Genomic DNA, 23,533 nt, shown 5'->3' on the forward strand with positions numbered 1-23,533 from the left:
AGTGCGCTGATCCGCTTGCACAGGGGGACCCCAGGTCGATGTCGTTCGCTTCACCGCTGTTCCTCTGGTACTTCCTCCCGGCGACGTTGCTCGCCGTGCTGGTGCTGCCGAGGAGCTGGCGGAACGGCATCATCGCGGTCGCCAGCCTGATCTTCTACGCCAGTGGCGCGGGCGCGTTCACCCTGCTGCTCCTGGCGTGCATGGTGGTCAACTTCGCGGCAGGCACCGCGCTGGAACCGAACCCGTGGGAGCCGCGGTCGAGCCGGAAGCGGTCGCTGCTGATCGCGGTCATCTGCTTCGACGTCGGCATCCTGGTGGTCTGGAAGTACGCCGGGTTCGCCACACAGCAGATCGACTACTTCACCCAGCTCTTCGACGGCTCGTTCCCGGTGGCGCACCTGGCGTTGCCGATCGGCATTTCGTTCTTCACGTTCCACCACATCTCGTACGTGGTCGACATCTACCGGGGTGAGCGGCGGGCGCTGCGGAACCCGGTGTCGTTCGTGACCTACATCGCGATGTTCCCGCAGCTGGTGGCGGGGCCGATCGTGCGGTACCGGGAGATCGCGGACCAGTTGCCGCAGCACCGGTCGCACCGGTTGGACGACATCGCCGCGGGCTTCCCGCGGTTCGCGCTGGGCCTGTGCAAGAAGGCGATCATCGCGGACTCGCTGAGCCCGATGGTGGAAGCGTGCTTCGCGACGCCCGGCGACGAGATGACGTTCGCGATCGCGTGGCTCGGCGCGGTCGGGTACACGCTGCAGCTGTACTTCGACTTCTCCGGCTACTCGGACATGGCGATCGGGCTGGGCCGGATGCTCGGGTTCCGGCTGCCGGAGAACTTCGCGCGGCCGTACTCGTCGGTGACGGTGACCGAGTTCTGGCGGCGCTGGCACATGTCGCTGAGCCGCTGGTTCCGCGACTACGTGTACATCCCGCTCGGCGGCAACCGCGCCGGCGCCGCGAAGACGTACCGGAACCTGTGCATCGTGTTCGTGCTGACCGGCTTCTGGCACGGCGCGAACTGGACGTTCCTGGTGTGGGGTTGTTACCACGGGCTGCTGCTGATCATCGAGCGGCGGTTCGGCTGGGACCGCACCCCGGCCGCGGTGGCCGCACGGGTGGGCCGCCGGGTGCTGACGCTGGTGCTCGTGGTGTTCGGCTGGGTGTTCTTCAAGTCGGCCGACATCGGGCACGCGTTCACCATGATCGGGCACATGCTGGTCCCCGATTTCGACGGCCTGACGGACGTCGTCGAGGCGGCGCTGACCAACCAGCGGGTGGTCATCCTGATCGCCGCGCTGGCGATCTTCGCGCTGCCTGCCAACCCGGTCACCGGGCCGCTGCTGGAGTCCGCCCGAACCCGCGGCGCCGTCGGCTTGCGGATCGGCGTGATGACGGCAGGCGCGTTGTACGCCGCGATCCTGGTCGCGAACGGGACTTTCAGCCCGTTCCTGTACTACCAGTTCTGAGTGGCAGCGCGCTCCAGGGCGTTCCGGTACTCGTCCGCGCTGAACCGGAAAGGGCCGACGCCCGGGTAGCTTTCGAGCTCCTGGTCTTGTGAGTCCTGCCAGCGGAAGTCGCGCCAGATGATGCAGTCGTCCTGCTGGGTGATCATCGCGGTGATGGCTCCGCAGCCGAGATCGCCGCACTTCGGGCAGCAGTAGAGCACCTGCCGTCCGTCCGGAAGGCTGGACGGGCCGCGGAGCAGCAGACGGTCCACCTCTCCGCTCAGGGCACGCGGCGGAAGATCAGTGGCGAGCGCCGAAACCACGTCCTCGTCGTCGAAGAGCGACAGCAGGGGCCGGTCATCGATCACGAAGTCCAGGAACTCCCGTCGCCTGCGCCTTGCACCGGCCCCCAGCACCAGCGCCACCGCGGACGGCGGGTTTCAGTCCGAAGTTCTGGAACATCGGCCGGCTCCTTGTCTGGCTCTGACGCTGCCCGCGACTTAACCGGTGGCTGTTTCGCCTGCTCGACGCTACGTTTCCCAGTATCACCGGGGTGAGGGGATGCCGTGCCGGAGCGGATCATGTTCGTTCAGCTGAAGACCGGCTTCGACACCGATCGTGGTCCGTCGTGGATCGGGTGGGTGCGGTTTTCCCGGACGTGGCAGACGGCCTACTTCCACGGCCGGACGCTGCGCCGCTGGACCGGGCTGCCGAGCGCGAACTTCGTCGACGTCGAGACGGACGAGTTGTTCTGGCTCTCCGGCCCGAAACGCGACCGGACGGACACCCGCTACGGCCCCGAGCTTCCGGAGGTCGAAGAGGACGCCCGCGAAGCCTACGAGGCCTTCCTCCGCGGTGAGCCACTGCCGGGGCGGGAGGACGGTTAGCGCTGTCCGCGGGCGGTGCGGAACGTGCGGAAGCCTCGGCGATGGTAGTTCGGCAGGGCGTGCGGGTGGTCGAGGTCCGAGGTGTGCAGCCACACGCGGCGGACGTCCGGCGTGAGTTGCCACGCCTGCTCGACCGCCAGGGTCAGCGCGTAGCCGCCAATGCCCTTGCCCACGTACTCCGGGACCAGGCCGAAAGTAGTGATCTCCACTTCGCCGTCGCCGTGGGACTGGTAGTCCGCCAGGCCCGCGACCTCGCCCAGGTGGCGGATCAGCACGCAGTAGCGCCCCTCGCGGGACAGGTACCACTCCCAGTCGTCATCGGACCAGCGGGAGCTCGGCCAGTTGTACGGCTTGCCGATCCGCACCGTCGTCGGGCGCACCAGCGGGGAGTCGGCGGGGACGGGCTCCACCGCGACCCCCGGCACGGGCGGCGCCGGGCGCAGGTCGGCCGGGCTGGTCATCTCGAGATGGGTGACGATCTCCTCCACCCCGCCCAGCATGCCGACCGCTCCCGGCTCGCGCGACCTATTTCTGGCCGTACCCCCGCAGTTTCTCCACCACGTGGGCGATCTCCTCGTCCGGCAGCAGCCGTGGGTTGCCCGCCGAACGGGCGAGCAGCCACACCTGGCAGAGCCACTCCAGCTGCTCGGCCCGGCTGTACGCCGCCGCAAGACCGTCGCCGTACGTGATGGTTCCGTGGTTGCCCAGCAGGCAGCCCCGGCGGCCCTCCAGCGCGGCGAGCATCGACTCGGCCAGCTCCTCCGTGCCGTACGTCGCGTAGCGGGCCACCCGCGCGGACGGGCCGATCGTGGCCAGCATGTAGTGCACCGCGGGCACTTCGTCGACCAAAGTGGACACCGCGGTCGCGTGCACCGAGTGCGTGTGCACGATGCCGGTGATCGGCGCGCCGTCCGGGTCGGCCGCCTTCGTGTACACCGACAGGTGCATCGGCATCTCGCTCGTGGGCCGCAGCTCGCCCTCCACAATGGACCCGTCGAGCGCCACCACCGGGATGTCCTCAGGCGTCAGCACGCCGTAGTCCACCCCGGTCGGCGTCACGGCGATCAGCTCGCCCGAGCGGGCGGAGATGTTGCCGGAGGTGCCCACCACGAGCCCATCGGCGGTCAACCGCCGCGCGTACTCGCACACCGCTCGCCGTTCGTCGGCCAGGATCACAGTCGCCACAACCCCCGCGCGGCGGTCAGCGACGCCTGGTAGTCCGCGTAACCGCTCTGGTAGAACTCGACATTTTCGGGTACCGGCGACACGGTCCGCGAACTGCTCGCCCACAGCTCCGCGTCGAACGGCTGGTTCAGCGCCTCGGCCGCGACCAGGACGGCACCCCGCGCCCCGACACCCGGATCGCTCGGGATCACGATAGGGCGGCCGAGCACGTCGGCGAAGATCTGCGTCCACTCGGCGGAGCGCACCCCGCCGCCGCACGCGTACAGCCGGCCGGACAACCCGGCCGCGTCGAAGCAGTGCCGTGCCGCGTACGCGATCGACTCGCACAGCGCACGCACCACGTCCGCCCGCCCGTGCTCCAGGCTCAGCCCGGCGAACTGCGCCCGCGCGGACGCGTCGACGAACGGCGCCCGCTCACCGGACGCGGACAGGAACGGCAGCGCCCGCACCCCGGCGGCACCGGGCGGGCTCTGCGCGAGCAACGTCCCGATCTCGGTGACCTCGATGCCCAGCAGACGGCAGATCCAGTCGATGCTCGCGGTGCCGACCATCGCCGGCATCGCGTGCAGGTACTCGCCGGGGGTCGGCGTGGACAGGAACATCCCGGCCGGCTCGCCCTCGCCGTCGAACTCGGCGTTGTCGGTGAGCACCTGGCAGGCCAGCGTGGTGCCCGCGGTGAGGATGCCGTCCCCCGGCGCGCGAACGCCGGCGCCGATGGCGCTGGCAGGCAGGTCGAACGGGCCGGCGGTGACCGGCAGCCCCTCGGGCAGCCCGAGAAGTTCGGCGCCGCGGCGGTTCAGGCTGAACACGGCCTTCGGCGCCGCCGGTTCGGCCAGCAGGTTCCGCCGGTGGGACAGTCCGACGGCGGCGATCGCGCCCTCGTCGTAGCGGCGGGTCTTCGGGTCGAGGAACGGCAGGGATGCGTCGGACACGTCGACCGTGATCTCACCGGTCAGCCGCTGCACCACGGCGTCGACGCAGTACCCGGCCACCGCGGCCCGGTCCAGCACCTCGGGTTCGTGGGTGTCCAGGTAGGACAGGATCGCGGCCGCGCAGCCGGGGAACATGCCCGAACCCGTGCGCCGGAACACCTCCCGCGACACACCGTCGGCCTGCCACTTGGCGAGCAGCGCGTTGGCCCGGCCGTCGAGCCAGGAAATGGCCGGCCGCACCGCGTTGCCGTCCTCGTCGCGGAGCCACACACCGTCGCCCTGGCCGGTCAGCGCCAGCGCGGTGACCGGGGCGTCCAGCTTCGCCGCGACCTCGCGCACGACGGTCGCGACCGTGCCGACGACCTGGTCGAGGTCCTGCTCGACCCGGCCGCCGGACAGGTGGTGCACCTCCGACGGCGTGCAGGCCTGGTGCAGCGACACCCCGGCCTCGTCGAACACGACGGCCTTCGTCAGTGAAGTACCGATGTCGACGCCGATGATCATCGCAGCACTTCCGGGTTCGCGACGTTCGCCAGCTGCTCCCCACGGGCGTACCGGCCCACCTCGGCGGCGACGATCCGCGCGGCGCGCTCGGCGGTCTGGCGGCTGGCACCCGCCAGGTGCGGCGTCGCGATCACGTTCGGCGCGTCCCGCAGGGCCCAGTCGGCGGGCGGCGGCTCGACGTCGTAGACGTCCAGCGCGAGCGCGCCCAGCCGCCCGGACTTCAGCAGGTCCGGCAGCGGCGCGTAGTCCAGCAGGCCACCGCGGGCGGAGTTGACCAGCACCGCGCCCTCGGGCAGCAGGGCAAGGCGCTCGGCGTTGATCAGGTGGCGCGTCTCGTCGGTCAGGCGAGCGTGCAGGCTGACCACCGCGCTGCGGCGGAGCAGGTCGTCCAGTTCGACCAGCTCGGCCCCGTCCGCCGCGATCTGCTCCGGCTTCGCGTACGGGTCGGCGACCAGGACCTTCGACCCGAACGCGACGAGCACCTTGGCCACCCGAGAGCCGATCGCGCCGTAGCCGACCAGGCCGACTGTGGTGCCCTCCAGCTCGAGCCCGGCGTTCGGGTAGGCGTAGTAGTCACCGCGCCAGGTGCCGCCGAGCAGCTCGGCCGACGACGTCGAGATGCGGCGCATGGCGGCGAGGATCATGCCGATCGCGAACTCGGCGGCGGCGGTCGCGTTGCGGCCCGGCGCGTAGGTGACCGCCACGCCGGCCTCGGTGGCGGCGGCGAGGTCGACGTTCACCGGCCCGCCCCGGCACACCGACACGAGCTTCAGCTCGGGCGCGGCGGCGAAGACCTTCTTGGTGAACGGCGCCATCTGGGTGACCGCGACCTCGGCCCCGGCCAGCGCCTCGATGACCTGCTCCTCGGTGCCGCTCGCCTCGTGCACCCCGCCGACCGGGCCGAACGGCTCGACCGGCCAGGGCAGCGACAGCTCGGTGAACTCGGGCTCGGTGGCCAGCTCGGCCCGGACCGCGTCGGCAAGCAGGTTGTTGCCGACGAACTCGTCTCCCGCGCAGAGAACGCGCACTTCTGGCTCCTCCTTGAACCGCCGGGCCTCAGCCGGCCGCGTGGACCTGTTCGTATTCGGTGATGTGAGCGACCTTGGCCGCGCTCGGCGACCCCGGGTCGAACGTGTACCCCAGCCACTCGGTGACGATCTTCTTCGCCAGCTCGGCCCCGATGACCCTGGCGCCGAAGGTGATGATCTGGCAGTTGTTCGACTTCACCGACCGCTCGGCCGAGTATGAATCGTGCGCGACCGTCGCACGCACCCCCGGCACCTTGTTGGCCGAGATCGCCACCCCGATGCCGGTGCCGCAGACCAGGACGCCGCGGTCGGCCTCGCCGTTGGCGATCTTCTCCGCCGCCGCCAGGCCGAAGATCGGGTACGCGCGGTCGTCGTCCGGGCTGTCCACGCCCAGGTCGATCACCTCGGTGACCCGCTCGTCCTTCGCCAGCAGGTCCCGCACCTCGTTCTTCAGCAGCACGCCTGCGTTGTCCGCGGCCACCACGACCCGCATCAGTTCCCCTCCTTGCCCAGAGCTTCCCCGATCGCCGTGACGATCAGGGCGAACGAGGTCGCGCCGGGATCGGCGTGCCCCTTGCTGCGCTGCGCCAGCCGGGCCGCGCGTCCCTTGGCGGGCACCAGGTTCGCGGTCTCCTCGGCGGCGAGCGCGGCCGCCTGCGCGGCCTCGCGCCACGCGTCCGGCAGCGCGGCGCCGGCCTCGGCCTGCTTGCGCAGCGCCTGCCGGAACGGCTCGATCGCGTCGAGCATGGTCTTCTCGCCCAGCTCGGCCTTGCCCAGCTCGGTGAACGCGCGCACCGCGCCGTCGACCGCGTCCGCGACCACCGTGGTGGTGATCTCGTCGACCCGCAGTCCGGCGCCGGTCTCGGCCAGCAGCACGCCGTACAGGGCGCCGGACGCGCCACCGGCGGCGTCGGCGAGCGCGGTGCCGGCGGCCAGCAGCGTGTCGGCCACCGAGGACCCGGCGGCCCCGCGGGCGGCCGAAACCGCGGCCCGCATGCCGCGGGTCATGCCGAGGCCGTGGTCACCGTCGGCGGCGACCGCGTCCAGGCGGCCCAGCTCGGACTCGTTGTCCTCGATGCGGCGCATGGCCGCGGTCAGCAGGCGGTCGACGACCTCGACGCCCTCACCCTCCGGCCGGGCCAGCTGCTTGTCCACAGTGGACGAGAGCTCGACCGGCTCCAGGACCGCCCCGCCGCTGCGGTAGCCCGGGGTGTCACAGGGCGCGCCGTACAGCTCGGCCAGCTCGTCGTCCAGCACCAGCACCGACAGCGAGACCCCGGCCATGTCCAGCGAGGTGACGAACTCGCCGACCTCCGTGTGCACCGGGGTCAGCCCGGCGCCGGTCAGCCGCTCGTGGATCCGGGTGTAGGTCACGAACATCTCTTCGTACTTGGTCCGGCCGAGGCCGTTGACCAGCACCGCGACCCGGCCGTCGCCCCGCGGCAGCTCGGGCAGCAGGCCGTCGACCAGCTCGTCGGCCAGCTCCGCCGCGCCGAGGCGGCCGACGGTCCGCACCCCCGGCTCGCCGTGGATGCCGAGGCCCAGCTCCATCTCGGACTCGCCGACGGTGAACAGCGGCTGGTCGGCGCCCGGCAGCGTGCAGCCGCCGAAGGCGACGCCGAAGGTGCGGGTGTGCGCGTTGGCCTTGACCGCCGCCGCGTGCACCGCGTCGAGATCGTCACCCCGCTCGGCCGCGGCGCCTGCGACCTTGAAGACGATGAAGTCGCCGGCCACCCCGCGGCGCTTCTCCGGCGCGTCGGCCTGCCCGCTCGCGATGTCGTCGGTGACCAGGATGGTGCGGCTCTCGATGCCCTCCGCGGCCAGGCGGCGCGCGGCGAGGCCGAAGTGCAGGACGTCACCGGCGTAGTTGCCGTAGGCGAAGAGCACCCCCGCGCCACCCTCGGCGGCGCGGGCCGTGCGGTAGACCTGCTCGGCGCTCGGGCTGGTGAACACGTCACCGACCACCGCCGCGTCGGCGAGGCCGGGCCCGACCAGCCCGGCGAAAGCCGGGTAGTGGCCGCAGCCGCCGCCGATCACCACGGCGACCTTGCCCCGCCGCGGCACGTTCCGGCCGAGCACGCCGTACGCGCCCGGCACCTTGCGCACCTCGCGCCCGTACGCGGTGACGAAGCCGTCCAGCCAGTCGCGCTTGAACGTCGCGGCCGTTCCGAGCGTGGTCATGAGCGCACCAGCTCCCCGGCGAGGTAGGCGAGCAGCAGCTTCCGGACGTCGTGGTTGGACTCCGCGACCTGCGCGGCCAGCTCCAGCGCGTCCGGCTTCGGCGGGTAGGTCGGGTTGGGCAGGGCGATGACGGTCAGCCCCGCGGCCGCGGCGGCCCGGATGCCGTTGCTGGAGTCCTCGACCCCCAGGCACTCCTCGCCTCGGAAGCCGAGCCGGGACGCGGCCTCGGCGTAGACGTCCGGGCTGGGCTTGCCGCGCGGCACCTCGGCGCTGGACACGGTCGCCGAGAACTCCCCCGTCAGCCCGTGGGTCTCCAGCACCGCGTCGATCACCCGGCGCGCGGCCGAGGACGCGAGCGCGACCGGGACGCGGGCCGCGACGTCGCGCACCATCGCGTCGGCGCCGTCCAGCAGCGGGGCCTCACCGTTGGCGATCGACCGGATCATCCCGTCGACCACGGCCTTCTCGACCTGCTCCGGGGTCTCCGGGGTGCCACTGCGCTCCGCCAGGTACGCGGCCCACTCGGGCGCGCTCATGCCCTGGACGGTGGCGGTGTCGGCGGCCGTCCACTCGACACCGTGGGCCGCCGCGTAGGCGACCCAGTTCTCCTCCCAGAGGTGTTCACTCTCGACCAGGACACCGTCGAGGTCGAACACCACCGCGGCGAAACCCATGCAACAACCCCTTTCACGCCGTTGGTGTTAAATTAACACCGCTGCCGAGATTTGTCACGGGAGGTCCGATGGGAACGCGGTTGCTGCTGGTCCGCCACGGCGAGACCGAATGGCACGCGGAGAACCGCTACGCCGGCACCAGCGAGGTGGGCCTCACCGAGCGGGGCCGCAGGCAGGCCGAGGGACTGGCGGCGTACCTGGCCGGCGCCGGCGAGCCGGTCACCGCGCTCTACCGGTCGCCCCAGGGGCGGGCGCGGGTCACCGCCGAGCCGTCCGCGCGGGCGCTCGGCCTCGAGCCCGTCGTGCTCGACGAGCTGCGCGAGGTGCACTTCGGGATCGCCGAGGGCAAGGTGCTGTCCGAGCTGGATCCGCAGGTCGTGGCCGCGTTCCGGGCGGATCCGGTGGCCGGCGCGTTCCCCGGGGCCGAGCCGACGGCCGACGCCGCGCGGCGGGGCGCGACGGCGCTGCGCACCATCGCGAAGCGCGAGGACGGCGGGCGGGTGCTGGTCGTCGCGCACAACACGCTGATCCGGGTCACGCTGTGCGAGCTGCTCGGCATCCCGGTCCGCGACTACCGCCGCGTGTTCCCGCGCCTGGAGAACGCGGCCATCACCGAGATCGGGATCGACGGCGACGCGACGAGCCTGCGGCACTTCAACCTGCCCACGTCCTAGCCTTGTCCCGTGGAAGACAAGTCCAGCGGGAGCGCGCGCTCCCGTAACATCCGGCAGCAGCGCATCACCGACTACGTCGTGAAGAAGGGCCAGGCCTCCGCAGCGGAGCTGGCCGAGCTGACCGGCGTGAGCGTGATGACGGTGCACCGCGACCTGGACGAACTGGCCCGGCGCGGCCTGCTGCGCAAGTACCGCGGCGGGGTCTCGGCGCAGCCGTCGACGGTGTTCGAGAGCAACACCGAGTACCGGCTCAACGCCCATGTCGAGGCGAAGGCCGCGATCGCCGAGAAGGCGTTGTCGCTGGTCGAACCGGGGATGTCGATCCTGCTCGACGACTCGACCACCGCGCTCGCCCTGGCCAAGCTGCTGCACCAGGTCACGCCGCTCACCGTGGCGACGAACTACCTGCGGATCATCGAGGTGCTCAAGCAGGTCGACGACGTGCGCCTGATCGGGCTCGGCGGCGACTACTCCGCGACCCACGACTCGTTCCTCGGCATGCCCTGCCTGGAGGCCGTCGAGCGGCTCACCGTGGACCTCACGTTCGTGTCGACCTCGGCGATGAACGCGGAGATGACATTCCACCAGGAGCCCGAGATCGTCATGGTCAAGCGGGCGATGCTGGCCAGCGCGGAGATCCGGGTGCTGCTCATGGACTCCAGCAAGATGCCGCGCACCGCGCTGCACCGCCTGGCCGAGATCGAGGACTTCCACCACCTCGTGGTCGACTCAGCCGTGTCCGCCTACCTGCTCGACCAGTACGAGGACCAGACGAACGTGCTCGTCGCCGAGGTCTGATCGCATCACACCCTTGCGTGTTAATTTCACGTGCTCCATGATAACTTGGGTTCCGCACACTCATGGAGGCGTGATGACGCAGACGGCAACATCGAGGTTGTCCCAGCCGGACAGGGGGTTCGGGGGGCTTCTCGCCAGGTGGGGGCTACCGGCCCCGTTGTTCCTCGGGTACGTCGGCTTGTTGCTGTTCATGGTCGGCGACGGCGTGGAGTCCGGGTTCATCGCCCCGTTCATGGCCGACCACGGTGCCGGGGACGAAATTCACGCGTCCTATGTGATCACCGCGTACGGCGTGGCCGTGATGCTCGCGTCCTGGCTGTCCGGCGCGTTGTCGGAGCTGTGGGGGCCGCGCCGCGTCATGTGGATCGGCCTGGCGATCTGGCTCGTGTTCGACGTGCTGTTCCTCGCCGTGGCGGTGCCCAGCGAGAACTACCCGCTGATGCTGATCACCTACGGCATCCGCGGCTTCGGGTACCCGATGTTCGCGTTCGGGTTCCTGGTGTGGATCACCGCGGTGGCGCCCGTCGCGCGGCTCGGCGCCGCGGTCGGCTGGTTCTACTTCGCGTTCACCGGCGGCCTGCCCACGCTCGGCTCGCTGGTCGCGAGCTTCACCAACCCGGTGCTCGGCCACTACGGCACGCTGTGGCTGTCGGTCGGCATCCTGGCCGCGGGCGGTCTGCTGTGCGTGCTCGGGGTGCGGGAGCGGACCGGGTTCACGCGGCTCGCGCCGGAGGGCGTCCAGCCGGTGCAGAGCCTGGTGTCCAGCGTGTCGATCGCGTGGAAGAACCCGCGCGTGGGCGTCGGGATGATCGTGCGGATCATCAACACCGCGCCGGAGTTCGGCATGCTGGTGTTCTTCCCGACGATCTTCGCCGACCAGATCGGGTTCGGCGAGGGCCGGTGGCTGCTGCTGGTGTCGGTCATCTACGGCACGAACATCTTCTTCAACCTGATCTTCGGCGTGGCTTCGGACAAGATCGGCTGGCAGCGGACGATCTTCTGGTTCGGCGCGATCGGCTGCGCCATCTCGATCCTGCTGCTGTACTTCGTGCCGACCTCGCTGGGCGCCGACTACTACTGGGTGGCTCTGCTCGTGGGTGCGCTCTACGGGGCGACGCTGGCCGGGTTCGTGCCGATCTCGGCGCTGCTGCCCTCGCTCGCGCCGGAGAACAAGGGCGGCGCGATGGCGCTGCTGAACCTGGGCGCCGGTGCCGCGGCGTTCGTCGGGCCTGCGATCGTGTCGCTGTTCCTCGGCCCGGCCGGCGCGGCAGGCGTGGTGATCATCTTCGCGGCGCTGTACATCGTGGCGGCGGTGCTCACCCGGTTCCTGAAGCTGCCGGAGGCGACGCGGAAGGCCATCGACGAGGACGTCAGCTTGCAGGACGTGACGGCGGTCCGCCCGTGACGGTTGTCGGTGTCGACGTCGCGACCGCGGGGGTGCGTGCCTTCGCGGTCGGCGGCGACGGCTCGGTGCGGGCGACGGCTGCCGAGCCGTTGCCCGCCCCGGTCCGGGACGAGTCCGGCCGCAGCGAGCAGGACGCGCGGGCGTGGTGGCCCGCGGTCGAGTCGGTGCTGCGGCGGGTGACTGCGGAGGTGGCCGAGCCGGTGCGGGCGGTCGCGGTGTCGGCCACCTCGGGCACGGTCGTCGCGGTCGACGGCCGGGGTGAGCCGCTCGGCCCGGCGCTGATGTACGACGACCGGCGCGGCGCGGACGACAACGCGAAGGCGGCGGAGGTGGGCGCGCAGCGGTGGCACGAGCTGGGGATGAGCGTGTCGCCGACGGCGGCGCTGGGCCGGATCAACTGGCTGCGACGCGCCTACCCGGATGCCGCCGGTGTCCGGCACACGCCGGACCTGATCGGTGAGAAGCTCCTCGGCCGTCCGGTGGCGACCGACTCCTCGCATGCCCTGAAGAGCGGGTACGACCCGTTGCGCGAGGAGTGGGCGGCCGAGGTGTTCGACTTCGGGGTGGACTGGCTCCCCGAGGTCGTACGGCCGACGACCGTGCACGGCGAGTTGCCCCGCCCGGTCGCCGGCCTGCCCGAGGGCTGCCTGGTGGTGGCCGGCATGACCGACGGTTGCGCCGGCCAGCTGGCGACGGGCGCCGTGACGCCGGGCCGTTTCGCGGGGATCCTCGGCACGACCTACGTGTTGAAGGGCGTGACCGAACACCTGGTGCGAGACCCGTCCGGCGCGATGTACAGCCACCGCCACCCGGACGGCTGGTGGCTGCCCGGCGGAGCGTCGAACACCGGCGGCGAGGCGGTGGCCGGTGTGCCCAACCTCGCCGAACTGGACGAGGCAGCAGCCCGGCGCGGCCCGGCGCAGGTCGTGGCCTACCCCTTGAAGCGGCCGGGAGAGCGCTTCCCGTTCGTGACGCCCGACGCGCGGGGCTTCGTACTGGGCGAGCCGCAGGACGAGGTGGAGCTCCACCGGGCTCGTCTGGAAGGCGTCGCCTTCGTGGAGAGGCTGGCGTTGGAGCGGCTGCGGGAGCTGGGAGTGCCCGTGACCGGCCCACTGGTGGCCGCCGGCGGGGGCAGCAAGAGTCCGTTGTGGACCCGCATCCGAGCGACGGTAAGTGGGATGGAACTGCGTGTGTCGCCCCAAGCCGAAACCGGCTACGGCGCGGCGATGCTGGCTGCCGCGGCGGTATTGCCGGGGGGACTGACCGAGGCGGCGGAAATGATCGGCGAAGAAGCATCGGTGATCGAGCCGGACGCGGCGGAGCGAGAGCCGATGGAAGAGAACTACCGGCGGTTCAAAGAGGAATTGCAGAACCGGGGCTGGCTCCAGCGGCAGAACTGAGGACGGCTGGCTCTGGCGAGTGGGAAGACTGAGGCGGCTCTGACAGGAATCCGGAAACTGCTGATAGGCAAGACCGGAAACCGGGCCAGCTCCGACAGGGAAACCGAAAGCCGGGCTGCTCAAGCCCGAGCGTGCTGGTCTGGCGGGCAAGCCTGAGGCCGGGGCTGGCTTGACGGGCAAGCCGGAGACCAGGGCTGGTCTGACGGACAAGCCGGACGCCGGGCCTGGTCTGGCAAGCAAGCCGGTGGCCGGGCCTAGTCTGACGGGCAAGCCGGAGACCAGGCCTGGCCTGGCAGGCATGCCGCACACCGGGCCTGGTCTGGCAGGCAAGCCGCACACCGGATCTGGCCTGACGGGCAAGCCGCACACCGGGCCTGGTCTGACGGGCAAGCCGCACGCCGGATCTCGTTTGGCAAACAAGCCCGAGGCCGGATCTGGTTTTACAAGCAAGCCGGCAACGCAACGCCACCGACCACCCCAACCAGACCTCCCCCGCCCCCGATCCACAGCCGATCTTTAGTCGCCGACCAGCCGTGTCAAGGCACGCTTTCCCGCCTTGACACGGCTGCTCGGCGACTGAAACACAATCAGGCATCGGGGGCGGGGGTGGTCGGAAGGTGACCATTTGAGCGCCGTGAGGCGCATTCCGCCCGCAGGGCGGACTCCCCGCCGCGCGACAGCGCGGCTTTAAAGATCAAAAGAGTCCTCGCCGGACGGGCAGGCTCCGGGATGACCAGGGGTTGGGTGCCTCATCCCGCCTTGGCGAGGTGGTTCCGCTGGGTGGTCATCCCGTCGCCTTCCGGTTTGTGCATATCACCTTGAGCCAGGGCCGCAAGGTTGGCATGTTCGGCCGCCGGTGAGCACGGAGGTTGCGGCCCTGGCTCAAGGTGATCGTGCCGGTGTCAGGCGACGGGATGACCACCCAGCCGGGTTTGGTGCAAAAAAGAAGCGCCGGCGCAAAGCACGCCGGCGCTTCCTAAAAAACCCCGTCAGGCGACCGGCGTCCGGTCGTCGGCGGGAACGAGCGTCTCCAGCGCTTCCTGCAGGGCCGAGTGGGTGGCCGTGAGGCGCTCGGTGACCTCGCGGCGGAACTCGAACGCCTCGGTGCGGGCGTGCTGCGCCTCGGACAGCTGGCGCTCCGCGTCGGCGACCAGGGTGCTTGCCCGGGTCTCCGCCTCGGAGGTCTGCTTCGCCAGGCGCGACTCCGTCTCGGCGGTGATCTTCGCCAGCCGGGTCTCGGTCTCCTCCGTGTCCTTGGCGATCTTCGCCTCGGTCTCGGCGACCAGCTTGGCCAGGCGCTCCTCGGTCTCCCGGGTGTCCTTCGCCAGGCGCTCCTCGACCTCCTGGGTCTTCCGGGCCAGCGCCGTCTCGACCTCTTCGGTCTTGCGGGCCAGCGCGGTCTCGACCTCTTCGGTCTTGCGAGCGAGCGCCTCGCCGGTCTCCTGCTCGGCCTTGGCACGCGCTTCGGCGGCTTCGGCGTCCAGGCGGGCGCGCTCCTCAGCGGCCTCCTCGTTCAGGCGCGCGATCTCGGCGCGGGCCTGCTCCATGAGGTTCTCGTGCTCGGTGGTGAGCGCGGTGTGCCGCTCCTGGAACTCCAGCTCGAGGTCGTCACGCCGCTTGGCGAGCTCGGCCTCGCGCTCGGCGACCATCTTGTCGGCGGCCTTGCGGGTGTCCAGGTCGTACTTGTCGGCCGCGGCGCGGATGTCGTCGGCCTGCGCTTCGGCGCGGTTCTTGAGCTCGGCGATCTCCTCTTCGGCGAGCGTCATCATCGTGCGGACGCGCTCGGTCATCGTCGCGGCGCTCGACGGGTCGCTCGCCATCCGCGACAGCGCCTGCTTGGCCTCGCTCAGCTCCTGCTGGGCGTAGGACAGGGCACGGGTCAGCTCGGCGACCGACGAGAGGGCCTCGTCACGGGAGACGGCCGTCTCCTTGAGCTCGGCGTTCAGCTGGGCGAACTTCTCGTCCACCGGCGGCCGGTCGTAGCCGCGGAACACGAGCGGGAACAGGGGATTACCGGCGATGGGATCTTGGGACTCGGCAGGAGGCATGCGGGCACCTTAGTGCTATTGGACCTGGGTTTCCATACTTTCGGGTGACACATTATCGAAGATCAACTGAATCCGGTCCGCGCCTCCCTCCAAACGGCTGGGATACGGTTCGGCGGAACTCGCGAGGAGGGGCCGGTGCAACTGCAGGAGATCGTGGCCGACCTGGCCGAACACTGGCCGCTCTACGTCTCGATGCCGTTCATCGCCGCGCTCATCGGCTACGTGACCAAGCGCGTGGCGATCGAGATGATGTTCCGGCCGATCGAGTTCGTCGGGATCCGGCCGTTCCTCGGCTGGCAGGGCGTGCTGCCCGCCAACGCCGAGCGCATGGCGGCCACCGCCACCGACATGCTCACGAACAACCTGGTCGACCCGAAGGAGATCTTCGCCAGGCTCGACCCGGACCAGCTCGCCAAGGAGATCGAACAACCGCTCCTGCAGGTGGTCGAGGAGATCACCGAAGAGGTCATGGAGCAGTACCAGCCACGCCTGTGGGAGGCACTGCCCAGCGGCGCGAAGGAACTGCTGCTGCGCCGCATCCAGGCCGAAGCGCCCAAGGTGATCGCGAAGATCATGCGGGAGCTGTCGGACAACATCGAGGACGTCCTCGACCTCAAGAACATGGTCATCACCAACCTGGTCCGCGACAAGAGCCTGCTCAACCGGCTCATCCGGGACATCTCACGACCTGAGATGCGGTTCATCGCGAATTCCGGGCTGGTGTTCGGCTTCGCCCTCGGGTGCGTCCAGCTGCTCGTGTGGGCGCTGACCAAGTCGCCGATCGTGATGCCGCTGTTCGGCCTTGGCATCGGCTGGTTCACCGACTGGCTCGCCCTGAAGATGATCTTCCTGCCGCGGGAGCCGCGCGAGTTCTTCGGCCTCTACACCTGGCAGGGCGTGTTCCAGAAACGCCGCGACCAGGTGGCCGCCGACTACGGCGACATGATCGCCCGCGAGATCATCACCATCCCGAACCTGCTGGAAGCCATCCTCAAGGGCCCGAAGGCCGACCGGCTGTTCCACCTGATCGGCCGCGAGGTGCAGCGCACCATCGACGCGCAGGCCGGCGTCGTGAAACCGCTCGTCGCGGCCGCGGTGGGCACGCGCAAGTGGCAGGAGATGAAGCAGGCCGCGGCGCTCAAGGCGGCGGAGCGGGTGCCGGACACCATCCGGTACGCCGAGGAGTACGCGGTCAACGCCCTGGACGTGCGGAACACGATCGTCGACCGGATGCGGCAGCTGTCGCCGATGGAGTTCGAGGAGCTGCTGCGGCCCGCGTTCCGGCAGGACGAGTGGAAGTTGATCGCCGTCGGTGCGATCATCGGCGGGCTCGTGGGCGAGCTCCAGGCGATCCTGCTCCTCCACTAATCTCGCGGCCAGGATTTCCGAGGGGGTGGCCGGATGGACGGGGTGCTGGCCGACTTCGCGCAGCACTGGCCGCTCTACACCGCGATCCCGTTCATCGCCGCCCTCATCGGTTACGTCACCAAGCGCGTCGCCATCGAAATGATGTTCCGCCCGCTGGAGTTCGTCGGCATCCGCCCGATCTTCGGCTGGCAGGGCGTGGTGCCCAAGCACGGCGGCCGGATGGCGGCCATCGCCACCGACCTGCTCACCGCGAACCTGATCGACCTCGGCGAGGTGATCGGCCGCATCCAGCCGGACCGGCTGGTGCGGGAGATCGAGCAGCCGCTGCTGCGGGCGATCGACGACCTGGCCCGCGACGTGATGGCCAAGCACCACCCGCGGCTGTGGGAGTCGCTGCCGCCGATGGCGCAGGACCTGATCGTCAAGCAGCTGCAGGCCGGCTCGCCGAAGCTGGTTCGCGAGCTGCTGGACGAGGTCCGCGCCAACCTCGACGGAGTGCTCGACGTCAAGCACATGACCGTCGAGCGGCTCACCCGCGACCGCGCCCTGCTGGTGCGCCTGATCCGCGAGACGTCCCGGCCGGAAATGGCGTTCATCGCCCGCTGCGGGATCTACTTCGGATTCGTCCTCGGCATCGTGCAGGCGGTGGTGTGGGCGCTGACGAAGAACCCGTGGGTGCTGCCGGTGTTCGGCGGCGCCATCGGCCTGTTCACCGACTGGCTCGCGATCAAGATGATCTTCCTGCCGCGCCGCCCGGTGAAGATCGGGCCGATCACGCTGCAGGGCAAGTTCCAGCGCCGCAAGGCCGAGGTGGCCCGCCAGTACGGTGAGATCATCGCCCGCGAGGTGCTGACCGTCCCCAACCTCCTCGACGAGCTGCTGACCGGCCCGCGCGCCGACCGGCTCGCCGCGCTCGTGCGGCGCGTGGTGGCCAGGGCCGTCGACGAGCAGGTCGGCCTGATCCGGCCGCTGGTGTCCGCGACCGTCGGCGGCGAGCGGCTGCGTGAGATGACCGCGACCGCGGCGGCCGGGTCGCTCGCGCAGATGCCGTACCTGCTCCGGCACGCCGAGCCGTACCTGGTCGAGGCGATGGACCTGGCGAACATGGTGGAGCGGCGGATGCTCGCGCTGACGCCCGAGGAGTACGAGAACCTGCTCCGCCCGGCGTTCCGCCAGGAGGAGTGGAAGCTGATCGCGGTGGGCGGTGTGATCGGGTTCGTCGTCGGTGAGTTGCAGGTTTTGCTGATGCTTCACTAGGTGAACGGTTAACGTGTGCGCGTGGCGCACGAACCGCAGCAGCTCCCCGCGGTGCACGAGGCGTGGCTTCCCCGCGAGCACTCCCTGCACCGGCCCCGGCACGGCGGCCGTCAGCTCACCGCGTTGATCAGCGCGATCGTGTTCTTCACGACCCCGGCGCTGCTGTGGGTGTTCGGCGCGCGCCCCGCCGAGATCGAGAACCGGCACCTGGCGAGCTTCCCCAGCATCGGCGACGGCTGGGCGTTCTTCACCAGCCTGCCCGGCTGGGCCACCGACCAGCTCACCTTCCGCAGCGCGGCGATCGACGCCGCGGACTGGATCAGCCGCACGTTCTTCGGCGAGACCCCACCGCGCGACCAGGCAGGCACCACTGAAACCGGTCCCCTGCCCGGCAGCCCGCCGCCGACCCAGACGCAGGGCACGGACGACCAGCCCACCACCTCCGGCCCGCTCGACCAGGCGGGCTACCGGCAGGTCATCGAGGGCCGCGACGGCTGGCTGTACTTCGGCTACGACGCCGAGGCCAAGTGCTCCCCGGTCCGGATGCTGTCCGACACGCTGGAGCGGATGAACCGGCTGCGCACGATCATCGAGGCGTCCGGGCGCAAGTTCGTCTGGGTGGTGGCGCCGGACAAGTCCACGATGGTCCCGGAGAACCTGCCGTCCAGCTACCCCGGCCGGGAGTGCCACCGGGCCGCGGAGGCGCCGACCTGGCAGCAGATCGACGCGGCCGGCGCGGTGGACCTGCGGCCCGCCCTGACCCAGGAGGCGCGGCGCGTCAACCGTCCCGTCTACCCGTCCAACGACACGCACTGGACCGACGAGGGCTCACTGGTGATGACCCGCGCGGTCGCCGAGGCCGTGCAGCCCGGGGTCACCGCGACCTGGCAGAGCAAGCAGATCGGCACCTACACGGTCGCCGCGGACCTGCCGCCGCTGCTGGGCAAGAAGGCCGACAAGACGAACGTGCTCTACGACCTGCGCCCGGACGGCATCGTCGACCGGGCCGGGCAGACCATCGCCGACATCGAAACCCCGTCCTACCGGTTCGCCTCGCCGATGTCCTCGACGGTGAACGAGAAGACCCTGTTCTACGGCGACTCGTTCACCAAGGCGTCGTCGCGCTACCTGGCGGCCGGGTTCGCGAACCTGACGATGCTCGCCTACTTCACCCCGAAGACGAGCCGGGACCAGGCGATCGGGATGTTCGCGAACTCGGACGTGATCGTGCTGGAGACCGTGGAGCGCAGCGTGTCCAGCGGTCAGCTGCCGTTCCTGACCGACGAGTTCCTCACGGCGCTGCAGGCGCAACTGCAGGCGAGTCCTCGGTGACGCGGGCCGCCCGGTCACGCAGGTAGGCGACCAGCCGGCACACCAGGTAGATCGTGAACGCGATGGCGGTGACGAACGCGCTCACCGGCGCGCCCGGCGCGAGTGACAGGACGATCCCGCCCAGCGCGGCCGTCTCGGCGAACACGACGGCCAGCACGGTGGCCTTCCACGGGCTCGCGGTCAGCCGCGCGGCCGCGGCGGCCGGGGTCACCATCATCGCCACGACCAGCAGCGCCCCGACGATCTGCACGCCGAGCGCGGTCGCGACGCCGACCAGCACCGCGAACACGACGGACAGCGTGCGCGCCGGGACCCCGCGCGCGGCCGCGACGTGCGGGTCGACGCTGGCGAACAGCAGCGGCCGGTAGATGAGGGCCAGCACCGCCAGCACCACCAGCGCGGCGATGACCAGCACGATCAGGTTGGTCGTCTCGATCGACACGATCTGGCCGACCAGGATGCCGAACTTGTTGGCCGCGCGGCCCGGGTAGAACCACAGGAACAGCACGCCGAGGCCGAGCCCGAAGGACAGGATCGCGCCGATCACCGAGTCGCGATCGGACTCCCGGCCGCCGAGCAGGCCGAGCAGCAGCGCGGCGATCACCGCGCCGGCCAGCGCCCCGAACTCGACGCCGACGCCGAGCAGCAGCGCGCCGGCCGCGCCGGTGAAGGCGAGTTCGGCGGTGCCGTGCACGGCGAACGACATCCGGCGGGTCACGATCAGCGGTCCGAGCACACCGGCGACCAGCCCGAGCACGGCCGCGGCGAGCAGGGCGGTCTGCACGAACGGCAGCCCGAGCAGCTGCGCCGTCAGACCGAAGTCGAAGAACTTGTCCATGTTCAGCGGGAACCTTCGGTGCTCACGAAACGCGCTCGTCCAGGTGGTGGGGTTCGTCCTCGCAGACCGCGCTGCGCGCGCCGGCCACGTGGATCTGGCCGCCGACGCGGACCACCTCCACCCGGGCGCGGTACAGCTCGGACAGCGTCTCGGAGGTCATCACGACCTCCGGCGGGCCGATCCGGAACCGGCCGTCGACCAGGTACAGCACCCGGTCCACATAGGGCAGGATCGGGTTGATCTCGTGGGTCACGAACAGCACCGCGGTGCCGGCTTCGCGGCGGCGGGCGTCGATCAGCTCGCTCACCGCGCGCTGGTGCGCGAGGTCCAGCGACAGCAACGGCTCGTCGCACAGCAGCACGTCCGGCTCGCCGACCAGCGCCTGCGCGACCCGCAGCCGCTGCTGTTCACCGCCGGAGAGCTTGCCGACCGGCTGCTTGGCGTAGGACTGGGCGCCGACCGCGGCGACGGCGGTGGACACCCGCCGCCGCCGCTCGGCGAGTCCACGCAGCCCGGTGCCCCACCGGTGGCCGTCGAGCCCCAGCCCCACCAGGTCGACCCCGCGCAGCGTGAGCGCTTCGGACATCGCCCGCTGCTGCGGGACGTACCCGACCGGGTGATCGCTGTTGATGCGCACGCTGCCGCGCGACAGGTGCTGCAGACCGAGCAGCACCTTCAGCAGGCTGGTCTTGCCCGACCCGTTCGGGCCGAGCACGGCGACGAACTCGCCGGGCTCGACCGAGAGGTCCAGACCGGACCAGAGCGTGCGCGCACCGAACGCGAGGGTCGCGCCGGAGATCTCTACAGCAGGGCTCAAGAGTTCAAGGCCTTCGCCAGATCGTCGACTTCGCTGGTCATCCAGGCAATGTAGTCCGTCGTCCCGGCGGGCAGCGTCTCGGTCACGCCCACCACGGGGATGCCGGCGCGGTTCGCCTCGCCGACGACCTGCTCGGTGACCGGGGTGGTGGTCTGCTCGTTGTTGATCAGGGCCTTGACCTGCTTGCCGGTGATGAGCGAGTTGAACTCGGCCAGCGCCGCGGGCGGGACGTCGGTCTCCTCCTCGACGGCCTCGGAGAACTCCTCCGGGGTGGCGTCGGTGACCCCGGCGGCCTGGATGAGGTAGTGCGCGACGGGCTCGGTGACCAGGACCTTGGTGTCCGGGTGGCCGGCGCCGATCTGCCCTGCCTTGCTGGTGAGCTGGTCCAGCTGGGCCTTGAAGTTGGTGGCGTTGGTGGTGAAGGTCTGCGCGGCGTCCGGCTTGATCTGGCCGAGCTGCGCGGCGACCTGGTCGGCCACCTTGGCGACGGTGGTGAAGCTGTACCAGACGTGCTCGTTCTCGTCGCCGGTCGCGCCGATGTCGTACGCGTTGAGCTTGCGGGCGTTCGCGGCCTGGTCGGCGAGCTTGCCGAAGAAGTCGTCGTAGCCGCCGCCGTTGGCGAGGGTCAGCTGCGCGTTCTGCGCGGCGATGGCGTCCTCGGGCGTGGTCTCGTAGGAGTGCGGGTCGGCGCTCGGGTCGTCGATGATCGAGGTGACCGCCACCTGGTCGCCGCCGACCGCGGACAGCACGCTGCCCCACACGTTCGTTGAGGCGACGACGTTGATCTTGTCCCCGGTGTCGCTCGCGGTGTTAGTCCCACCACAGGCGGTGAGGCCGAGTACGAGGGCCGTCGCGGCGGACGCGAGACCGATCAGGCGGGGGAAACTCATCGCGAGCACTCCTGAAGTACGAGGTGGGACGCATGGTCAGAACTATTGGAAACGGTTTTCGAGTTCACCTTACCTGAACGGGTGACGATCTCACCGCCTCGGTTACCCCCGCCTGAACGTCACGTTGCGCAGTGGCGCACGCCGCACGGACGGCGTTCGACTTCACGACTCCGTTCTGAACCGTTACGGTTCCCCCATGGGGCGTCCTATGCGCATGAGGCGACAGGCGACGTTGGCGTCGCTCGCCGCGGAGCTCGGCGTGTCTCGGACCACCGTGTCCAACGCCTACAACCGCCCGGACCAGCTGTCGCCGGAACTGCGCAAGCGGGTGCTGGAGACCGCCCGCCGCCTCGGCTACCCCGGCCCCGACCCGGTGGCGCGGTCGCTGCGCACCCGCAAGGCGGGCGCCGTCGGCCTGCTGCTCACCGAGAACCTGTCCTACGCCTTCCGCGACCCGGCGGCGATCGGCGTGCTCGAAGGCCTCGCGCTGGCCTGCGAGGACGCCGGCGTCGGGCTGCACCTGGTGCCGGCCAGCCCCGGCCGGGACGACGTGGCCGCGGTGCACCGCGCCGGTGTCGACGGTTTCGTCGTCTACTCGGTGCCGGACGACGACCCGCACCTGGGCGCCGTGCTGGCCCGCCCGGTGCCGACGGTGATCATCGACCAGCCGCGCATCGAGGGCGTCGACCGAGTCGGCCCCGACGACACGACGGCGGTCACCGCGCTCGCCGAGCACATCATCCAGCTCGGCCACCGGCAGGTCGGCGTGCTGTGCATGCGGCTCGCGCGCGACCGCAACGACGGGTTCGCCTACCTGGACCGGCAGCAGAGCGCGCACTTCCACGTGCAGCGCGCCCGGCTGGAGGCGCTGGCGAAGGCGTTCGCGAAGGTCGGGGTCGACTGGTCGACGGTGCCGGTCGTGGAGCGCTTCGAGCACACCGTGGACGACGGCGCCGCCGCGGCCCGCCACCTGCTCGACGCCCACCCGCAGGTGACCGCCCTGATCTGCACTTCGGACATCCTCGCGCTCGGCGCGCTGGCGGAGGCGAACCGGCGCGGCCTGCGGGTGCCCGCGGACCTCACGGTGACCGGGTTCGACGGCATCGCCGAGGCGGAGCGCGCCGGCCTGACCACGGTGCACCAGCCGGTGCTGGAGAAGGGCCGCGCGGCGGGAAAGCTGCTGCTGTCCTCCGGCGACCACGTCAAGCCGCGGATCATCACGCTCAACACGCAGCTGCGGATCGGCACGACGTCCGCGCCGCCGCGCACGATGGAGCAGCACTGGTTCGGGCCGTGATCTCTCTCATTGCGGGGTGCTGATGGGTCCGGTGGAATGAAATCCGGACAATCTCCCGGGAGGCATTCTTGACCGCGATCGACACCCTGCTGCAGCGCAACAGCGAACTCACCGACCCCGTGCTCGGCGACCGTTCCACGGCCAGCCCGTCGATGAAGATCGCGATTCTGACCTGCATGGACGCCCGGATCAGGGTGTTCGAGATCTTCGGCCTGATCCAGGGTGAGGCGCACATCCTGCGCAACGCCGGCGGTGTGGTGACCGACGACGTGATCCGCTCGCTCGCGCTGTCGCAGCGCAAGCTGGGCACCGAAGAGGTGCTGATCATGCAGCACACCACCTGCGGTGTCTCGACCGTCACCGAAGACGGGTTCAAGGACGAGCTGGAGGAAGCCGGCGGTGTCCGTCCGACGTGGGCGGTCGAGGCGTTCCGCGACGTGGAGGACAGCGTGCGCCGCTCGATGCGGCGCGTGCGGACCAGCCGCTACCTGCCGCACACGGACAAGGTGCGCGGGTTCGTCTACGACGTGCACACCGGCAAGGTCACCGAGGTCCTGGACAACTAAC

23 protein-coding genes are annotated in these 23,533 nt (G+C 70.5%); 11 read left to right on the top strand and 12 right to left on the bottom strand.

Annotated elements, in window-relative coordinates:
• Positions 1 to 38: 38 nt before the first annotated feature.
• Entirely contained in the window at positions 39 to 1,472 is a 1,434-nt protein-coding gene (locus tag AMY39116_RS0307375; RefSeq protein ID WP_020417045.1) for an MBOAT family protein, read from the top strand.
• Here AMY39116_RS0307375 and AMY39116_RS42365 read toward each other — a convergent pair.
• Positions 1,460 to 1,876 carry a hypothetical protein gene (locus AMY39116_RS42365; protein WP_020417046.1) on the bottom strand — a complete coding sequence of 139 codons (417 nt, stop codon included), beginning with the start codon at positions 1,874 to 1,876 and terminating at the stop codon, positions 1,460 to 1,462. The two genes, AMY39116_RS0307375 and AMY39116_RS42365, sit on opposite strands and share 13 nt — an antisense overlap.
• Positions 1,877 to 2,032: 156 nt before the next feature.
• Between AMY39116_RS42365 and AMY39116_RS0307385 the strand changes: the two genes are divergently transcribed.
• The gene (locus AMY39116_RS0307385) at positions 2,033 to 2,338 is read left to right on the top strand and encodes a hypothetical protein (protein ID WP_051123489.1); all 306 of its coding nucleotides are present in this window, start codon (positions 2,033 to 2,035) and stop codon (positions 2,336 to 2,338) included.
• Here AMY39116_RS0307385 and AMY39116_RS0307390 read toward each other — a convergent pair.
• From AMY39116_RS0307390 to AMY39116_RS0307420, 7 genes are read right to left on the bottom strand one after another with little or no spacing between them, the layout of a single operon-like run.
• Complete coding sequence (locus AMY39116_RS0307390) at positions 2,335 to 2,838, bottom strand: GNAT family N-acetyltransferase (RefSeq protein WP_020417048.1); 504 nt, start codon at positions 2,836 to 2,838, stop codon at positions 2,335 to 2,337. The two genes, AMY39116_RS0307385 and AMY39116_RS0307390, sit on opposite strands and share 4 nt — an antisense overlap.
• A 25-nt stretch (positions 2,839 to 2,863) precedes the next feature.
• On the bottom strand, positions 2,864 to 3,514 hold the full coding sequence (locus AMY39116_RS0307395; protein WP_020417049.1) for a class II aldolase/adducin family protein: 651 nt from the start codon (positions 3,512 to 3,514) through the stop codon (positions 2,864 to 2,866).
• The gene (locus AMY39116_RS0307400; protein WP_020417050.1) at positions 3,511 to 4,959 is read right to left on the bottom strand and encodes an FGGY-family carbohydrate kinase; all 1,449 of its coding nucleotides are present in this window, start codon (positions 4,957 to 4,959) and stop codon (positions 3,511 to 3,513) included. Before AMY39116_RS0307400 ends, AMY39116_RS0307395 begins: the two co-directional genes overlap by 4 nt.
• Positions 4,956 to 5,987, bottom strand: coding sequence for a 2-hydroxyacid dehydrogenase (locus tag AMY39116_RS0307405; RefSeq protein ID WP_020417051.1), 1,032 nt, complete (start codon positions 5,985 to 5,987; stop codon positions 4,956 to 4,958). Before AMY39116_RS0307405 ends, AMY39116_RS0307400 begins: the two co-directional genes overlap by 4 nt.
• Positions 5,988 to 6,015: 28 nt before the next feature.
• Complete coding sequence (locus tag AMY39116_RS0307410) at positions 6,016 to 6,480, bottom strand: ribose-5-phosphate isomerase (RefSeq protein WP_017985389.1); 465 nt, start codon at positions 6,478 to 6,480, stop codon at positions 6,016 to 6,018.
• Positions 6,480 to 8,168: a dihydroxyacetone kinase subunit DhaL gene (gene dhaL / locus AMY39116_RS0307415; RefSeq protein WP_020417052.1), complete on the bottom strand. Its 1,689-nt coding sequence runs from the start codon at positions 8,166 to 8,168 to the stop codon at positions 6,480 to 6,482. Before dhaL ends, AMY39116_RS0307410 begins: the two co-directional genes overlap by 1 nt.
• Entirely contained in the window at positions 8,165 to 8,842 is a 678-nt protein-coding gene (locus tag AMY39116_RS0307420; RefSeq protein WP_020417053.1) for an HAD family phosphatase, read from the bottom strand. Before AMY39116_RS0307420 ends, dhaL begins: the two co-directional genes overlap by 4 nt.
• A 68-nt stretch (positions 8,843 to 8,910) precedes the next feature.
• Between AMY39116_RS0307420 and AMY39116_RS0307425 the strand changes: the two genes are divergently transcribed.
• The 4 genes from AMY39116_RS0307425 to AMY39116_RS0307440 all read left to right on the top strand — a co-directional run bounded on the left by AMY39116_RS0307425 (position 8,911) and on the right by AMY39116_RS0307440 (position 13,119).
• The gene (locus tag AMY39116_RS0307425; RefSeq protein WP_020417054.1) at positions 8,911 to 9,516 is read left to right on the top strand and encodes a histidine phosphatase family protein; all 606 of its coding nucleotides are present in this window, start codon (positions 8,911 to 8,913) and stop codon (positions 9,514 to 9,516) included.
• Between the two features lie 9 nt (positions 9,517 to 9,525).
• Complete coding sequence (locus tag AMY39116_RS0307430) at positions 9,526 to 10,314, top strand: DeoR/GlpR family DNA-binding transcription regulator (RefSeq protein WP_020417055.1); 789 nt, start codon at positions 9,526 to 9,528, stop codon at positions 10,312 to 10,314.
• Between the two features lie 73 nt (positions 10,315 to 10,387).
• Positions 10,388 to 11,719, top strand: a complete 1,332-nt coding sequence (locus tag AMY39116_RS0307435; protein WP_027935724.1) for an MFS transporter — start codon at positions 10,388 to 10,390, stop codon at positions 11,717 to 11,719.
• Positions 11,716 to 13,119 carry an FGGY-family carbohydrate kinase gene (locus AMY39116_RS0307440; RefSeq protein WP_020417057.1) on the top strand — a complete coding sequence of 468 codons (1,404 nt, stop codon included), beginning with the start codon at positions 11,716 to 11,718 and terminating at the stop codon, positions 13,117 to 13,119. The genes AMY39116_RS0307435 and AMY39116_RS0307440 overlap by 4 nt, the downstream gene beginning before the upstream one ends.
• Before the next feature lie 989 nt (positions 13,120 to 14,108).
• Here the strand turns inward: AMY39116_RS0307440 and AMY39116_RS0307445 are convergent.
• The gene (locus AMY39116_RS0307445) at positions 14,109 to 15,167 is read right to left on the bottom strand and encodes a hypothetical protein (RefSeq protein ID WP_235716078.1); all 1,059 of its coding nucleotides are present in this window, start codon (positions 15,165 to 15,167) and stop codon (positions 14,109 to 14,111) included.
• Positions 15,168 to 15,302: 135 nt separating this feature from the next.
• Between AMY39116_RS0307445 and AMY39116_RS0307450 the strand changes: the two genes are divergently transcribed.
• Genes AMY39116_RS0307450 through AMY39116_RS0307460 form a run of 3 tightly spaced genes read left to right on the top strand, consistent with a single transcriptional unit; the run spans position 15,303 to position 19,124 of the window.
• Complete coding sequence (locus tag AMY39116_RS0307450) at positions 15,303 to 16,535, top strand: DUF445 domain-containing protein (RefSeq protein WP_020417059.1); 1,233 nt, start codon at positions 15,303 to 15,305, stop codon at positions 16,533 to 16,535.
• Between the two features lie 33 nt (positions 16,536 to 16,568).
• Positions 16,569 to 17,792, top strand: a complete 1,224-nt coding sequence (locus AMY39116_RS0307455) for a DUF445 family protein (RefSeq protein WP_020417060.1) — start codon at positions 16,569 to 16,571, stop codon at positions 17,790 to 17,792.
• Between the two features lie 15 nt (positions 17,793 to 17,807).
• Positions 17,808 to 19,124 carry a hypothetical protein gene (locus AMY39116_RS0307460; protein ID WP_020417061.1) on the top strand — a complete coding sequence of 439 codons (1,317 nt, stop codon included), beginning with the start codon at positions 17,808 to 17,810 and terminating at the stop codon, positions 19,122 to 19,124.
• Here AMY39116_RS0307460 and AMY39116_RS0307465 read toward each other — a convergent pair.
• The 3 genes from AMY39116_RS0307465 to AMY39116_RS0307475 are packed head-to-tail and all read right to left on the bottom strand — an operon-like array spanning position 19,084 to position 21,669.
• A complete protein-coding gene (locus AMY39116_RS0307465) occupies positions 19,084 to 19,962 on the bottom strand; it encodes a metal ABC transporter permease (protein WP_020417062.1) in 879 nt (292 codons plus the stop codon). The two genes, AMY39116_RS0307460 and AMY39116_RS0307465, sit on opposite strands and share 41 nt — an antisense overlap.
• A 22-nt stretch (positions 19,963 to 19,984) precedes the next feature.
• A complete protein-coding gene (locus tag AMY39116_RS0307470) occupies positions 19,985 to 20,779 on the bottom strand; it encodes a metal ABC transporter ATP-binding protein (protein ID WP_020417063.1) in 795 nt (264 codons plus the stop codon).
• A complete protein-coding gene (locus AMY39116_RS0307475; protein WP_020417064.1) occupies positions 20,776 to 21,669 on the bottom strand; it encodes a metal ABC transporter solute-binding protein, Zn/Mn family in 894 nt (297 codons plus the stop codon). Before AMY39116_RS0307475 ends, AMY39116_RS0307470 begins: the two co-directional genes overlap by 4 nt.
• 196 nt (positions 21,670 to 21,865) lie before the next feature.
• On the opposite strand from AMY39116_RS0307475, the gene AMY39116_RS0307480 reads away from it, so the two are divergent.
• Together AMY39116_RS0307480 and AMY39116_RS0307485 are read left to right on the top strand one after the other, a co-directional pair.
• On the top strand, positions 21,866 to 22,966 hold the full coding sequence (locus AMY39116_RS0307480) for a LacI family DNA-binding transcriptional regulator (protein WP_027935726.1): 1,101 nt from the start codon (positions 21,866 to 21,868) through the stop codon (positions 22,964 to 22,966).
• Positions 22,967 to 23,034: 68 nt separating this feature from the next.
• Positions 23,035 to 23,532 carry a carbonic anhydrase gene (locus AMY39116_RS0307485; RefSeq protein WP_020417066.1) on the top strand — a complete coding sequence of 166 codons (498 nt, stop codon included), beginning with the start codon at positions 23,035 to 23,037 and terminating at the stop codon, positions 23,530 to 23,532.
• Position 23,533: the final 1 nt, after the last annotated feature.

The organism is Amycolatopsis sp. ATCC 39116, assembly GCF_000231075.2.
GTDB classification, from domain to species: domain Bacteria; phylum Actinomycetota; class Actinomycetes; order Mycobacteriales; family Pseudonocardiaceae; genus Amycolatopsis_E; species Amycolatopsis_E tucumanensis.